This window comes from Methylobacterium terricola, from assembly GCF_006151805.1.
In the GTDB taxonomy this organism is placed as follows: Bacteria; Pseudomonadota; Alphaproteobacteria; order Rhizobiales; family Beijerinckiaceae; genus Methylobacterium; species Methylobacterium terricola.
On record NZ_VDDA01000006.1, the window covers coordinates 57,182 to 70,974 of the forward strand.

Here is a 13,793-nt window from a genome sequence, read left to right on the forward strand (position 1 = left end):
CCCGGGATGTTCGCCTTCTTCGTCGACCGGCCCGTCCTGGCGGGCGTGATCTCGGTCCTCATCACGCTGATCGGGGCGGTGGCGGGCTTCTCCCTGCCGATCGCCCAGTTCCCCGAGATCGCGCCGCCGATCATCAACATCCAGGCGACCTATCCGGGCGCCACGGCGCAGCAGGCCTACGAGGCGATCGCGATCCCGCTCGAGCAGGAGATCAACGGCGCGCAGGACCTGATCTACATCAGCTCGACCAGCAACGCCGACGGCAGCGTCAACCTCGATGCGACGTTCGAGGTCGGCTCCGACCTCAACGCGGCCGCCGCCGACGTGCTGACCCGGGCCCAGCGCGCCGAATCGCGCCTGCCGCAGGCGGTCCGCGACCAGGGTCTCGAGATCGTGAAATCGTCGCGCCAGCGCCTCGGCAACGTGGTGCTCTACAGCGACGACAACCGCTACGACGAGCTGTTCCTGTCGAACTGGGCCGAGACCCAGGTGATCAAGCCCCTGCGCCGGGTCACCGGCATGGGCCGCATCGTCAACTTCTCCAACAAGCGCTACGCGATGCGGGTCTGGCTCGACCCGGCCCGGATGGAATCGCTCGGCATCGGGCCGAGCCAGATCGTCCAGGCGGTGTCGCAGCAGAACGCCCAGATCACCGTGGGCTCGCTCGGCAAGGAGCCGGTGCGCGACGCGCCCGCCTTCGAGCTGCAGATCGTCACCAAGGGCCGGCTGACCGAGCCGCGGGAATTCTCCGACATCGTGATCCGGGCCAACCCCGACGGCTCGGTGGTGCGCATCCGCGACGTCGGCCGGGTCGAGCTCGGCTCGGAGCAGTATGGCAGCCGCTCGACCTACGACAACAAGCCCGCCGCCTCGCTCGGCCTGTTCCAGAATCCGGAGGCCAACGCCGTCGATGTGATGAAGGGCGTCCGCGCCACGATGAAGGATCTGGCCAGGCGCTTTCCCCCGGGCCTGCAATACCGGATCGCCCTCGACCGCACCGAGTTCGTCGAGGCCTCGATCCACGAGGTCGTCAAGACCCTGATCGAGGCGATCGTGCTGGTCGTCGTCATCACCTACCTGTTCCTCCAGAACTGGCGCGCGACCCTGATCCCGGCGATCGCAGTGCCGGTGGCGCTGATCGGCACCTTCGGGCCGATGGCGGCGCTCGGCTTCTCGTTCAACACCTTGAGCCTGCTCGGCCTGGTGCTGGCGGTGGGGCTCGTGGTCGACGACGCGATCATCGTGGTCGAGAACACCGAGCGGCTGATGGCGGAGGGCAAGAACCCCCGCGAGGCGGCGGCTGAGGCGGTGAACGAGGTGGCGGGCCCGGTCATCGCCACCACCCTGGTGCTCGCCGCCCTGTTCGTGCCCGTGGCGTTCATCCCGGGGCTGACGGGCCAGCTCTACAACCAGTTCGCGCTCACCATCGCGATCTCGGTGCTGATCTCGGCTTTGGTGTCGCTCACCCTCACCCCGGCGCTCTGCGCCCTGCTGCTCAAGCCCCACGACGAAGCGGCGCACCGGAGCCGCTGGCGGGCGCCCCTGCGCTGGTTCAACGCCGTCCTCGACCGGGCGACGGGGTTCACGGTCGGCTCGGCGGGACGGCTGTCGCGCCACCTGATCGCCACGGGCCTGGTCTTTCTGGTCTTTGCCGGCCTCACCGCCTGGATGGTGACGAGCCGCCCGAGCGCCTTCGTGCCGCAGGAGGACCAGGGCTACTTCTTCGCCGACATCGCGATGCCGAAGGGCGCCTCGGTCGGCCGCACCGCCGCCATGGTGGAGGAGGTGGGGCGTGCGGTGCTTAGCCAGCCCTCGGCCGCCGGCACCATCGGGGTCGCCGGGCGCGGCATCCTGGCCGACGTCACCGCGCCGTTCTACGGCTTCCAGATCCCGACCCTGAAGCCCTGGGACCAGCGCGAGGAGACGGTCACCGACGTGATCGGTCGCCTGCGCCGGCAGTTCAAGAACCACCCGGACGGGGTGCTGCGCATCGTCGACCCTTCCCCGCTGCCGGGCCTCGGCTCCCGCGGCGGCCTGACCCTCGAATTGCAGGATCGCAGCGGCGAGGGCGGGCTCAAGCTCGCCAAGACCGCCGAGGGCTTCATCGCGCAATTGAAGACGCTGCCCGAGATCGGCGGCGCCACCGCCACCACGAGCTACGGCGTGCCGCAGCTGCGCCTCGACATCGACCGGGCCAAGGCCGAGCAGCTCGGCGTCAGCCTGTCATCGCTGTTCGACGCGCTCGGCACCTATGTCGGCTCGTCCTTCGTCAATTTGTTCAACAAGTTCGGCTTCGTCTACCAGGTCTACGTCCAGAGCGAGTCGCAAGGCCGGCGGAGCTTCGAGGACCTGGCGCGGCTGACGGTGCCGAACAACCGTGGCGAGCCGGTGCAGATCGGCTCCCTCGTCACGCCGCACTTCGTCAGCGGGCCGACGGCGGTCCTGTCCTACAATACCTATCCGGCGATCGAGATCGCCCTCGACACCGCCGACACGGCGAGCTCCGGCGCGGCGATCGCGGCGGTCGAGCGCCTGGCCGAGACGGCGCTCCCGACCGACTACGCGGTCGAATGGACCGAGGTCGCCTACCAGGAGAAGATCGCCGGCGGCTGGGCGCCGCTGATCTTCGGGCTCGGCGTGGTGATGATCGTGCTCTTGCTCGCCGGCCAGTACGAGAGCCTGCGGCTGCCGTTCGTGGTGATCCTGGTGACGCCGCTGGCGCTGTTCGGCGCGGTCGGCGCGCTCGCCTTGCGCGATCTGCCCCTCGACATCTTCGGGCAGATCGGGCTGCTGCTCCTCGTGGGTCTCGCGGCCAAGAACGCGATCCTCCTGGTCTCCTTCGCCCGCGACCTGCGGGCGAAGGGCGAGGACGCGGTCACCGCCGCGCAGGACGCGGTGCGCCTCAGGATGCGGCCGATCCTGATGACCTCGTTTGCCTTCATCCTCGGCTCGGTGCCGCTTGCCATCGCCAGCGGCGCCAGCGCCAATGCCCGGATCTCGATGGGCACGGTGGTGATCGGCGGATTGCTCGTCGCGACCCTGCTCACCCTGTTCGTCACCCCGGTCTTCTACGTCGCGGCGGAGCGGCTGGTGGACAAGCGCGGGCGCGCGGACGAGAAAAGGCCCGCCGGAACGCCGCAGCCGGCGGAGTAGGCGCGGGAAGCCTGTGGACGGCGGTGGAGGGGACTCGCGCCAATACCCCCGTTACGCTTTCATTTACGCAAGGCCGGCAGGGTCTTCCACAAGTGCAGCGTAACCCTGTGCGGCCCCAAGGCCTCGCGTCCCAGCCCCTCCGGGCGGGGGCGCGGCCCAGGCGGCACGGGGATCCGAGGGGTCGATGGCGGGATCTTCGAAGAGCGGTCGTCCGCGCCCGGCGACGGAGCGGGGGGCCCTCCGGCCGATGCCGGTCGTGCGGTGGGCCGCAGTGGCGGGAATCGCGCTGGCGGCAGCGAATTGCGCCGGGCCGACGCCCAAGAATCTGGCGATGCGGAGCGGCGGTCGCGACATCGATCCGAAATACGGCGTCGCCGCGAGCCCGCGGCTCTACGGCGAGAACGACAAGATCCCGAAGGGCGGCGGCCGGCAGATGACCGGCAAGCCCTACGTGGTCGCCGGCCGCACCTACGTGCCGCGCCAGGATGCCCGCGGCTACGTGCGCGAGGGCCTGGCCTCCTGGTACGGCACCGCCTTCCACGGCCGCCAGACCGCCAACGGCGAGATCTTCGACCGCTTCTCGGTCGCCGCCGCCCATCCGACCCTGCCGCTGCCGAGCTATGCCCGGGTCACCAACCTGGCGAACGGCCACTCGATGGTGGTGCGGGTCAACGACCGCGGGCCCTACCACGCCGACCGGCTGATGGACGTGTCGCAGGCGGTGGCCGAGGCGTTGGATTTCCGCCGCCGCGGCACAACCAAGGTCCGCGTGGAATATGTCGGCAAGGCCTCGGTCGGCGGCAGCGACGACCGCAAGCTGATGGCGACCTTACGCACCGACGGCACGCCCGCCGGCTCGCCGATGGGCGCCAACATCATGGTGGCGGATGCCGGGGACGACGCGAAGCCCTTCGCCTTCCGCCGGCCCGAACCGGAGCCGGTGCGCCCGATCGTCGAGCGGCCGCGGGTCGTCGCCCCGGTGCAGGTCGCCGAGGCCGAGGACGCGCCGGAGGTCCGCCGCCCGGCGCCGGTCCGGGTCGCCGAGGCGCCGCGCGCACCGGTCCACCCGCCGGCCGCGGCGCCGATGCGGATCGCCGCCGTCGAGGGCCTGAACCCGGGCCTCGCCGCGGCCCACGCGGCGAAGCCGTCGGTCGCCGTCGCGCGCAAGCCCGCGCCGCCGAGCCAGGCCCTGGCCTATGCGGGCCATTCGGCGCCGGACCGCGCCTCGCTCGCCCAGGCGATGCACGCCGCCGCGATGCCGACCAAGGCCCCGCGCACCACCGTCGTGGCGAAGGGCGGCCCAGCTCCGATCGCGCCGCCGCTGCGCCTCGCCGGCGCCCAGAAGGGCGACCGGGAGGACGCGAAGGAGACCGGCCGCAGGCCCGGGATGGCGCCGCGCTCGAAGGTGGCGGGGATGTATTGAGGGCGGGTCTCGCGCCCGCCCGTTCTCTCGACGGACCATCCACCCTCCTGGTCGGTCCGGGCTCCGCTGCGCGGCGCCGGGATGACGACGCGGTCGAGACAGCGGTCGGATGAGGCCGAGGAGGCCGGACGGCGATCAACCCTGCGTCGAAAACGGTTCCCCCTCCCGCACTGCGGCACCGGCGCGGTTGCGCACCGCCAAGCGGGGCGGCAGAGTGGTCTGGGTCTCCCGGTCGGCCGGGATTGCGAGCGGTTGAGGAGTTGCGTGTGACAGCGACCACCGGAGCGGGCAGGGCGCTCGCGCGCCGCGCCGCGGGTCTGGCTCTGGCAGCCATCCTCGGAGCCGCCGTCGCGGCCTCCGGCGCGCGGGCGCAAGCGTTCCAGACACTCGCGCCGCACGCGATCCTGATCGACGCCGATACCGGCGCGGTGCTGTTCGAGAAGGGCGCCGACGAGCCGTTCTCGCCCGCCAGCATGGCCAAGCTGATGACCGTCGAGGTGCTCTTCGACGAGATGCGCAAGGGCAAGCTCGGCCCCGACACCGAGTTCACCATCAGCGAGAATGCCTGGCGCCGCGGCGGCGCGGGCGGCGGCGGCTCGTCGATGTTCGCCCAGCTCAACAGCAAGGTGAAGCTGCCCGACCTCCTACGCGGCATCGTGGTCCAGTCCGGCAACGACGCGGCGATCGCGGCGGCCGAGGGCGTCGCCGGCACCGAGGACAATTTTTCCCAGATCATGAACCGGCACGCGAAGGAGATCGGGCTCGAGCGCTCGACCTTCCGCAACGCCACCGGCTACTCGGCGCCCGACCAGAAGGTGACGGCCCGGGACATGGCGAAGCTCGCCATCCACCTGATCGAGGCCTATCCCGAGCAGTACAAGCTGTTCGCCGAGCGCGAATTCACCTGGAACAAGATCCGACAGCAGAACCGCAACCCGCTGCTGACCCTCGACATCGGCGCCGACGGGCTGAAGACCGGCTACCTCGAGGAATCCGGGTACGGCCTGACCGGCTCGGCGGTGCAGAACGGCCAGCGCCTGGTCCTGGTGGTGAGCGGCCTCAAGACCGCCCGCGACCGGGCCGCGGAATCGCGCAAGCTGCTCGAATGGGGCTTTCGCGCGTTCGAGGCGCGCCAGATCTTCAATGCCGGCGAGACCGTGGCCGAGGCCGAGACCTACGGCGCCGAGAAGGGCCGGGTGCCGCTCGTCACGAAGAAGCCGGTGCGGCTGCTTCTGCCGCGGGGCAACAGCGACCGGCTGGTGGCGCGCGCCACCTACCAGGGCCCGCTGGCCGCGCCGGTGGAGGAGGGGCGCGAGGTCGGCCGGCTCAAGGTCACCCGCGGCGAGCAGGTGGTGCTCGACATGCCGCTCTACACCGCCGAATCGGTCCCGGCCGGCACCATGACCCAGCGCGCCCTCGACGCCGCGCTCGAGGTCGGCACCGGCTGGTTCCGCCAGGCCCTCAGCCGGATCACCAGCAAGTCGTGACGGGCGCCCCCCTGCCGGCCGGGCGTGCCGGCTGCTTCATCACCTTCGAGGGCGGCGAGGGCGCCGGCAAGTCGACCCAGATCGCCCGGCTCGCCGCCTGGCTGCGCACCGATGGCGGGAGCGAGGCAAGCAGGGCCCAGCCTAGCTGGGAGGTGGTGACCACCCGCGAGCCCGGCGGCTCGCCCCGGGCCGAGCGGATCCGCGCCGCGGTGCTGTCGGGCGTCGCCAAGCCCTACGGCCCCTTCGCCGAGGCGCTGATGTTCGCCGCCGCCCGCCTCGACCACCTCGCCACCCTGATCCGCCCGAGCCTCGCCCGCGGCGCCGTGGTCCTGTGCGACCGCTTCAGCGACTCGACCCGGGCCTACCAGGGCGCCGCAGGCGGGGTCGATGCGGAGACGCTGGCCGCCCTGGAGCGGGTGGTGGTCGGCACGACCCGGCCGGACCTGACCCTGATCCTCGACCTGCCGCCGGAGGCCGGCCTCGCCCGGGCCCGCCAGCGCGACCGCGCCGCCGCCCGCGGGCCCGACCGGTTCGAGGCCGAGGCCCTGGCGTTCCACCAGCGCCTGCGGGCGGCTTTCCTCGCCATCGCCGAGGCCGAGCCGGCGCGCTGCGCGGTCATCGACGCGCGCGGCACCCCGGAGAGCGTCGCCCAGGCGATCCGCCAGGCGGTGGCCGCGCGGCTGCCGCACCTCGCCCGCGGAGCCGCCGATGCCGCCTGAGAGAGGGGACGACGAGCTCGAGATCGGCGAGATCCCGGGCGTGCCGCGCCCGCGCGAGCGCCAGGACCTCGTCGGCCAGGAGGCCGCCGAGCGCGCGTTCCGCGAGGCGATCGGCGCCGGGCGGCTGCACCATGCCTGGCTGATCGGCGGGCCGAAGGGCATCGGCAAGGCGACGCTCGCCTTCCGGGTCGCCCGTCACCTGCTCGCCCGCGGCGACGGGCAGGGCACGCCCGACAGCCTGGCGCTGCCGCCCGGCCACACGGTGGCGCGGCAGGTCGCAGGTCTCGCCCATCCGAACCTCGTGCTGCTGCGGCGCCAGAAGGCGCCCGGCTCCAAGACGATCCCGACCCAGATCGGCGTCGACGCGGCGCGCCGCGCGCTCCACCTCTTCGCCGCCACCTCGGCCGACGCGGGCTACCGGATCTGCATCGTCGACTGCGCCGACGAGCTGAACCTCGCCAGCGCCAACGCCCTCCTCAAGGTGATCGAGGAGCCGCCGCCGCGCTCGCTGTTCCTGATCGTCAGCCACGCCCCCGGCCGCCTCCTGCCGACGATCCGCTCGCGCTGCCGCCGCCTGACCTTGAAGCCGCTCACCGCCGGGACCGTGGCGCAGGTGCTGCACGGGCTTAGCCCCCCCCAGGCCGGTCATCCGCCGGCCTTGATCGAGCGGGCGGCATCCTTGAGCGAGGGCTCGGTCGCCCGCGCCCTCGACCTCCTCGATCCCGACACCCTCGCGGTGGTCGACGAGGTCGAGGCGCTCCTGGCGCAGGGCGACCGGCCGGATTGGCGCCGGGCCCTGAAGCTCGCCGAGCGGCTCGCCGGCCGCGACGCCGACGGGCTCTACGCCGCCGCCCTCGACACGGTGCAGCGGCGGCTCGCCGCCGCCATCGAGGAGCGCCAGGGCGAGCCGCCGGCCCGCCTCGCGGCGCTCGCCGACGCCGCCGAGCGCGCCGCCAAGGCCGCCCGCGAGGCGCAGGTCTACAACCTCGACCGGCGGCCGGTGGTGCTGTCGCTGTTCGGCGCCTGAGCGATGCGCCTCTTCCCGCTCTCCGACCTCCATCTCGAACGCCGGCCCCTCGCCGCCGTGCCGGCCCCGACCCAGGATTTCGACCTGATGGTCTGCGCCGGCGACGTCTGGGAGGGCGAGCCGGAGCGGGGGCTCGCGGCGCTCCTCCAGCTCGCCGGCGAGCGGCCGGTCGTGCTGGTGCCGGGCAACCACGAGCGTTACGCGCCCTCGGAGGATCCGCGCACCGGCCCAGAGCTGCTGGCGGCGCTCCGGGCCGGGGTCGAGGCGATCAACCGCGCGGCCTCGCGCGAGCGGGTGGTCCTGCTCGAAGGCGGGGCCGTTCGGGTCGTCGACGGCGTGCGCTTCGTCGGCGCGACCCTGTGGAGCGACTGGCGCCTCGCCGGGCGCTGGCTGTCGCCCGATACGCCCGACCGCCCGGAGGACCCGGTGGCCTTCGCCGCCGCCCGGATGACCGACCCGGCGACCGGCTCGCGCGAGTACCGGGCGATCCGCTCATCCGACGGCACGCCCTGGACGCCGCGGGCCGCGATGGACGCCCACGCCGCCGACCGGGCGGCGATGAGGGCGGCGCTCGCCCGGCCGCATCCGGGCCCGACCGTCGCGGTCACCCACCACCCGCCGATCGCCGAAGCCGCCGACCGGTTTCGCGACGCCCCCGGCGTGCCCTGGTGGGTGCCGGCCTTCTACGCCACCACGCTCCTCGCCGACTTGGCCGAGGCGCATCGGCCCGACCTGTGGGTCTCGGGCCATTTCCATGCCGGCCACGACCTCCGGCTCCACGGCACCCGCTGCCTCGCCAACCCGGTCGAGGGCCGCACCTTCGATCCCGGGCTGGTGGCGGAGGTGACGGCCTGAGCGACCCGGACGAGAGTCCGGGTGGGCCGGGCGCCGCGCCGCCCCATCATGACCCTTCGAGCGGAGGGGCATGGCGATGAACGGCTTCCTGGCGGTGGTGCTGGTCTGCGCCCAGGCGATCCCGGTGCAGGATTGCGAGGAGGCGACCGCCACCGACGTGTTCAAGACCAAGGTCGCGAGCGAGATCGGCTGCGCCACCGGCTGGCAGGAGATCATCGCCCGCTCGGAGATCCGCGAGGGGGTGGGGCGGAGCGCCTATCTCAAGACGCAGTGCCGGCGGGTGAAGGCGGGCGGCTGAGCCAGCGGGTAGCGTCGTGCCGATCCGCGATCGCCCATCGACGCGCCGAACACGGATTCCGGGTGGCGCCTGCCGCCGTGACGGCGACGGTCGCAATCACGAAAAGTTTCCGCCTGGGACGCGTCCGGCCGGATCGGTCAGCGTGGCAGCTCTCCCCCCTTGCCGCTAGATTGCGGCGAGGGAGACCCGCCTTGCCCAAGAACATCGTCATCTTTTCGGACGGAACGGGACAAGGCGGCGGCCTGCTGCCCGACGAGAATCGCAGCAACGTCTACAAGCTGTTTCGGGCTGCGCGGGTCTGCCCGGACACGCGCATCGATCCGGCCGAACAGGTCGCCTTCTACGATCCCGGATTGGGCTCGACGATGGCCGGCATGCGCATCAAGGTCGGAGGGTGGCGCCGGATCTACGATATCCTGAGCCGGGCCACCGGCCTCGGCATCACGCAGAACATCATCGATTGCTACGCCGCGATCCTGCGCGTGTGGGAGCCGGGCGACCGCATCTACCTGATCGGGTTCAGCCGCGGCGCCTACACCGTGCGCTGCGTCGCCGGGGTGCTCGGCCTGTGCGGCATCCCCACCCGGGGCGCGGACGGAGCGCCGCTGCGGCGCGATCCGGCGGCCTTGAACACCTTCGCGAAGGAAGCGGTCAAGGACGTCTACCAGTTCGGCAATTCCGTGAAGGGCGACCCGTACCGCCCGGTCCGGCTGGAACTGGCCGAGCGCTTCCGGAGCCGCTACGCCTCCGCCGCCCCGAACGATCCCGCGCTGGCCAATGCCTATCCCTACTTCATCGGCGTCTGGGACACCGTCGCGGCGCTCGGGTTGACCACCGGCCGGACCCTGGCCCTGGCGGGCGGCCTCATCACCGTGATCGGCCTCCTCGCGGTCGTCGGCAACCTGCTCCGCGCATGGCTGTTCAACGACCGGGTCGATGCGGCCTCGTATTGGTGGATGTTCCTGTTCGTCTTCGGCATCGGTGCAGCCGCCGCCGCGGTCGCCTGGCTGCGGACCTACGTCAAGTTTACGACGAAGAGCAGTCGGCCCGTGCTCCAGACCCTCCACGTCACCGGCTGGCGCGTCACGTTCTACGACACCGTCCTGAGCCCGTACGTGCAGCATGCGCGGCATGCCCTGGCGATCGACGAGAACCGCAAGGATTTCGACAGGGTGCCGTGGACCGACACGCCCGGCAAAGCGGCCGAGGCCGCCACGACGACCAGGCAGGACGGCCATACCCAGCTGATCCAGCTGTGGTTCGCCGGCGTCCACTCGGACGTGGGGGGCAGCTACATCGAGAACGAAGCCCGGCTGTCCGACATCGCCCTGGCCTGGATGGTGGACGAGGCGACGGGCCTGCCGGAGCCTTTGCGGGTCGATCGCACGATGCTGAACCTCTGGCCCTCGGCCACGGGCCCGCAGCACGACGAGCGCAAGAGCACCGTGGCGGGGTGGCCGGCCTGGACGGTGTGGCTGCTGACGCGGATCTGGGCCCGGGAGGAGCTGGGCTGGAAGCCTTGGGTGCGCCACGTTCCGCGCAATGCGCCGCTGCACTCGTCGGTGCTCGATCGGTTCGCGGCGCCTGCGCCCGGTGTTCTGCACTACGACGTCATGCAACCGTATCGCCCCGAAGCGTTGCGCAACCACACCGAGACGCATCACTCATATTGATCAGGATTTCGATCGATCCGCACCGCAGCGATCGCGCGTTCGCAGGCCGGAACGCCGCAGCGCCGGGTCGGACGCCGCTCCGGCGCGCACGGTCCCGACCGTCCCTACCGGTCGTGCTTGATGTAGGCGAAGCGCGGATCGGTCGGCGTGCCCTCGAGCGCGCCGCCCTCCAGCCCCGGCTGCCAGCCGACCACCTCCTCGATCTTCCGCGCCAGGGCGAAGTCCTTGTCGGTCAGGCCCTTGGCCGAATGGGTGGTGAGCCGCACCTCGACCCAGGCATAGGAGGCGGTGAGGTCCGGATGGTGCCAGGCCGCCTCGGCGAGGTGGCCGATCGTGTTGATCACCATCAGGGTGCCCTTCCAGCTGTTCGTCCGGTAGGTGCGGGTGATCCAGCCGTCGGCCGCCGTCCAGGCCGGCAGATCGGCAAGGCGTGCGGCGACCGCGTCGGGGGCGAGAACCTGGTCTTTCGGCATGGCTTCGTCGTCCTGACGAGAGTACAAGTGACCGCGGCGGCGGACCCGCCCAGGGTGCGGCCTCGCGGCCCGGCGCGCAAGCGGTGGACGCCGCGGCCCGCGCCGCCTACCTCTTCCGGGGAACGGCCGGCGACACGGCCGGGGACAGGAGGAGGGGGGCCATGCTCTCACGGCGCGGATTGATGGCGGCGGCCGGGCTGTGGCCGATCGCGCTCCGTGCGGCCGGGGCGCAGCCGGCCGTTCCGCAGACCTCGCTCAAGGTCGGGCTCCTGCCCTTCGGCACCGTCTCGTGGGAGGCGGCCGTCATCAAGGCGGAGGGGATCGACGCGGCGGAGGGGCTATCCGTTGAGGGCGTGCGCCTCGCCGGGAGCGAGGCCGCCCGCATCGCCTTCCAGGGCGGCCAGGTCGACACCATCGTGTCCGACCTGCTCTGGGCCGCGCGCCTGCGGGCCGAGGGGCGGGCGGTGAAGTTCCTGCCCTATTCCTCGACCGAGGGCGCCCTGATGGTGCCGGGAGGAAGCTCCGTGACCGGCGTCGCCGGCCTCGCCGGCAAGCGCCTCGGCGTGGCGGGGGGGCCGCTCGACAAGAACTGGCTGCTGCTGCGGGCCCGGGCCCGCGAGAAGGACGGGCTCGACCTCGAGCGCGAGGCGCAACCGGTCTTCGGCGCGCCGCCGCTCCTGATGCGCAAGCTCGAGACCGGCGAGCTCGACGCCGCGCTCCTGTACTGGACCTTCTGCGCCCGGCTCGAGGCGCGGGGCTTCCGCCGCCTGATCGGCGCCGACGGCATCGCCGAGGCCTTCGGGGTCGAAGGCCCGATCGCGCTCCTCGGCTACGTCTTCGACGAGGCCCTGCTGCAGCGCCAGCCCCATGCCGTCGCGGGCTTTGCCCGCGCCTCGGCCCGGGCCAAGCAGGCGCTCGCCGGAAGCGACACCGCCTGGGCGCCGGTGCGCCCGCTGATGGCGGCGGAGGACGAGGCGACCTACGCCACCCTCAAGCGCGCCTTCCTGGACGGCATCCCGCGCCGCCCGGCCGCCGCCGAGCGCATGGATGCCGAGCGCCTCTACGCGGTGCTGGCCCGGCTCGGCGGCGAGCGCCTGGTCGGTACTGCGGCGACCCTGCCGGACGGGCTGTACTGGGATGGCGGGCCGAATGGCTGAGCGGTCCCCGCGCCTATCGCCCGCCTGATGGCCGTCCTTGCCCGCCTCGGCTCGGTACTCCTGCTCCTGGCGCTCTGGTGGCTGGCGAGCCGCAGCGTCGATCCCCGCACCCTGCCGTCGCCGGAGGCGGTGGCGGCGTTCGTGGTGCGGGAGGCGGCCTCGGGCGATCTCCTGCGCAATGTCGGCATCACGCTGTGGCGGGTCGCCGCCTCGTTCTGCCTCGCCATGGCGACCGGGGCGGTGCTCGGCATCGCGCTCGGCCGCTCGCGGGCCGCCGACCGGCTCCTCGATACGCCGCTGCTCGTGCTGCTCAACACCCCGGCGCTGGTCATCACGGTGCTCGCCTATATCTGGCTCGGCCTGACCGAGACCGCGGCGATCCTGGCGGTGGCGCTGAACAAGATGCCGAACGTCGCGGTGATCCTGCGCGAGGGCGCCCGCGGGCTCGATCCGGGCCTGGAGGAGATGGCTGAGGCCTACCGCTACGACCGCCGCACCTGGATCCGCCACGTGCTCCTGCCCCAGCTCGAGCCCTTCGCGGTGGCGGCGGCGCGCTCGGGCGTGTCGCTCGCCTGGAAGATCGTGCTGGTGGTCGAGCTGCTCGGCCGGCCGAACGGCGTCGGCTACGCGATCTCGTACTATTTCCAGCTCTTCGACGTCGCGGCCCTGATCGGCTACAGCCTCGTGTTCAGCGCCGTGATGCTGGCGGTCGACGCCGGGCTGCTCCGCCCCCTCGACGCCCGGGCCCGCCGATGGCGCTGACCAAGCCCGCCGCCGAGTTCCGCCGCGCGGCGGCCACCCCGATCCTCACCCTGACGGTCCGCCGCAAGGTCTACCGCCCGGCCGGGTCCGAGCCGGTCGAGGCGGTGCGCGACCTCGCCGTCACGGTCCGGGCCGCGGAGATTCTGTGCCTGATCGGGCCTTCGGGGGCGGGCAAGACCACGACCCTGCGCATCCTGCTCGGGCTCGACCGCGACTTCGAGGGCAGCCTGACCGCGGATCCGGGCTTGCGCATCGGCATGGTGTTCCAGGAGCCGCGGCTCCTGCCCTGGCGGACCGTCGAGGAGAACGTGCGGCTCTCCCTGCCGCGGGCCGAGCGCGGGCAGTCGCTCGACGCCTTGTTCGAGGAGCTCGGCCTCTCGGCCTGGCGCGGACGCTACCCCCGGGCTCTGTCGCTCGGCATGGCCCGCCGGGTCGCGCTCGCTCGCGCCTTGGCGCTGGCGCCGCGCCTCCTCGTCCTCGACGAGCCGTTCGTCTCCCTCGACGACGCGGCGGCTTCGTCTCTCCGCGCGGCGGTGTTCGGCAGCGCCGGCTCCCGCGGCGCGGCGGTGCTGATGGTGACCCACAACGTGCCGGAAGCCCTCGCGGTGGCCGACCGGCTGCTGCTGCTCTCCGGCCGGCCGGCGAGCCTGGTGGCGGAGGTGCCGCTGCCGACGCCGAAGAGCGAGCGCGGGCGGGACTGGGGGGAGGCGGTGCGGCGGGATCTGGCGGCGCGGTATCCGGGCACGGTCGCGGAGGGGTGACGCGA

Annotated in this window: 12 protein-coding genes; 11 read left to right on the forward strand and 1 reads right to left on the reverse strand. The window is 72.6% G+C overall.

The window, feature by feature from the left end; genetic code table 11:
• The first annotated feature begins 6 nt into the window (after window positions 1–6).
• The 8 genes from FF100_RS15860 to FF100_RS15895 all read left to right on the forward strand — a co-directional run bounded on the left by FF100_RS15860 (window position 7) and on the right by FF100_RS15895 (window position 10,635).
• Window positions 7–3,153, forward strand: coding sequence for an efflux RND transporter permease subunit (locus FF100_RS15860; RefSeq protein WP_139036666.1), 3,147 nt, complete (start codon window positions 7–9; stop codon window positions 3,151–3,153).
• Window positions 3,154–3,400: 247 nt separating this feature from the next.
• Entirely contained in the window at window positions 3,401–4,576 is a 1,176-nt protein-coding gene (locus FF100_RS15865) for a septal ring lytic transglycosylase RlpA family protein (RefSeq protein WP_246102110.1), read from the forward strand.
• Between the two features lie 266 nt (window positions 4,577–4,842).
• The gene (locus FF100_RS15870; RefSeq protein ID WP_139036668.1) at window positions 4,843–6,063 is read left to right on the forward strand and encodes a D-alanyl-D-alanine carboxypeptidase family protein; all 1,221 of its coding nucleotides are present in this window, start codon (window positions 4,843–4,845) and stop codon (window positions 6,061–6,063) included.
• The gene (gene tmk / locus FF100_RS15875) at window positions 6,060–6,782 is read left to right on the forward strand and encodes a dTMP kinase (RefSeq protein ID WP_139036669.1); all 723 of its coding nucleotides are present in this window, start codon (window positions 6,060–6,062) and stop codon (window positions 6,780–6,782) included. The genes FF100_RS15870 and tmk overlap by 4 nt, the downstream gene beginning before the upstream one ends.
• Complete coding sequence (locus FF100_RS15880; RefSeq protein WP_139036670.1) at window positions 6,772–7,809, forward strand: DNA polymerase III subunit delta'; 1,038 nt, start codon at window positions 6,772–6,774, stop codon at window positions 7,807–7,809. The genes tmk and FF100_RS15880 overlap by 11 nt, the downstream gene beginning before the upstream one ends.
• 3 nt (window positions 7,810–7,812) lie before the next feature.
• Window positions 7,813–8,664, forward strand: a complete 852-nt coding sequence (locus FF100_RS15885; RefSeq protein ID WP_139036671.1) for a metallophosphoesterase — start codon at window positions 7,813–7,815, stop codon at window positions 8,662–8,664.
• Between the two features lie 76 nt (window positions 8,665–8,740).
• The gene (locus tag FF100_RS15890) at window positions 8,741–8,962 is read left to right on the forward strand and encodes a hypothetical protein (RefSeq protein WP_139036672.1); all 222 of its coding nucleotides are present in this window, start codon (window positions 8,741–8,743) and stop codon (window positions 8,960–8,962) included.
• A 191-nt stretch (window positions 8,963–9,153) separates the two neighbouring features.
• A complete protein-coding gene (locus FF100_RS15895) occupies window positions 9,154–10,635 on the forward strand; it encodes a DUF2235 domain-containing protein (protein WP_139036673.1) in 1,482 nt (493 codons plus the stop codon).
• Between the two features lie 104 nt (window positions 10,636–10,739).
• Here the strand turns inward: FF100_RS15895 and FF100_RS15900 are convergent, their stop codons facing one another.
• Window positions 10,740–11,108 carry a 4a-hydroxytetrahydrobiopterin dehydratase gene (locus FF100_RS15900; RefSeq protein ID WP_139036674.1) on the reverse strand — a complete coding sequence of 123 codons (369 nt, stop codon included), beginning with the start codon at window positions 11,106–11,108 and terminating at the stop codon, window positions 10,740–10,742.
• Between the two features lie 161 nt (window positions 11,109–11,269).
• On the opposite strand from FF100_RS15900, the gene FF100_RS15905 reads away from it, so the two are divergent.
• The 3 genes from FF100_RS15905 to FF100_RS15915 are packed head-to-tail and all read left to right on the forward strand — an operon-like array spanning window position 11,270 to window position 13,788.
• Window positions 11,270–12,265 (forward strand): ABC transporter substrate-binding protein, encoded by a 996-nt coding sequence (locus FF100_RS15905; protein ID WP_139036675.1) that lies wholly within the window; start codon window positions 11,270–11,272, stop codon window positions 12,263–12,265.
• 27 nt (window positions 12,266–12,292) lie between these two features.
• Entirely contained in the window at window positions 12,293–13,027 is a 735-nt protein-coding gene (locus FF100_RS15910; protein ID WP_139036676.1) for an ABC transporter permease, read from the forward strand.
• Window positions 13,018–13,788: an ATP-binding cassette domain-containing protein gene (locus tag FF100_RS15915; protein WP_139036677.1), complete on the forward strand. Its 771-nt coding sequence runs from the start codon at window positions 13,018–13,020 to the stop codon at window positions 13,786–13,788. The genes FF100_RS15910 and FF100_RS15915 overlap by 10 nt, the downstream gene beginning before the upstream one ends.
• The last annotated feature ends 5 nt before the right edge of the window (window positions 13,789–13,793 follow it).

Excerpts from the sequence above, each read along its gene's own strand:
- FF100_RS15860 (WP_139036666.1), top strand. The coding sequence starts at position 7 with ATGTTCGCCTTCTTCGTCGACCGGCCCGTCCTGGCGGGCGTGATCTCG.
- FF100_RS15865 (WP_246102110.1), top strand. The coding sequence starts at position 3,401 with ATGCCGGTCGTGCGGTGGGCCGCAGTGGCGGGAATCGCGCTGGCGGCA.
- FF100_RS15880 (WP_139036670.1), top strand. The coding sequence starts at position 6,772 with ATGCCGCCTGAGAGAGGGGACGACGAGCTCGAGATCGGCGAGATCCCG.
- FF100_RS15885 (WP_139036671.1), top strand. The coding sequence starts at position 7,813 with ATGCGCCTCTTCCCGCTCTCCGACCTCCATCTCGAACGCCGGCCCCTC.
- FF100_RS15890 (WP_139036672.1), top strand. The coding sequence starts at position 8,741 with ATGAACGGCTTCCTGGCGGTGGTGCTGGTCTGCGCCCAGGCGATCCCG.
- FF100_RS15900 (WP_139036674.1), bottom strand. The coding sequence starts at position 11,108 with ATGCCGAAAGACCAGGTTCTCGCCCCCGACGCGGTCGCCGCACGCCTT.
- FF100_RS15905 (WP_139036675.1), top strand. The coding sequence starts at position 11,270 with ATGCTCTCACGGCGCGGATTGATGGCGGCGGCCGGGCTGTGGCCGATC.
- FF100_RS15910 (WP_139036676.1), top strand. The coding sequence starts at position 12,293 with ATGGCCGTCCTTGCCCGCCTCGGCTCGGTACTCCTGCTCCTGGCGCTC.
- FF100_RS15915 (WP_139036677.1), top strand. The coding sequence starts at position 13,018 with ATGGCGCTGACCAAGCCCGCCGCCGAGTTCCGCCGCGCGGCGGCCACC.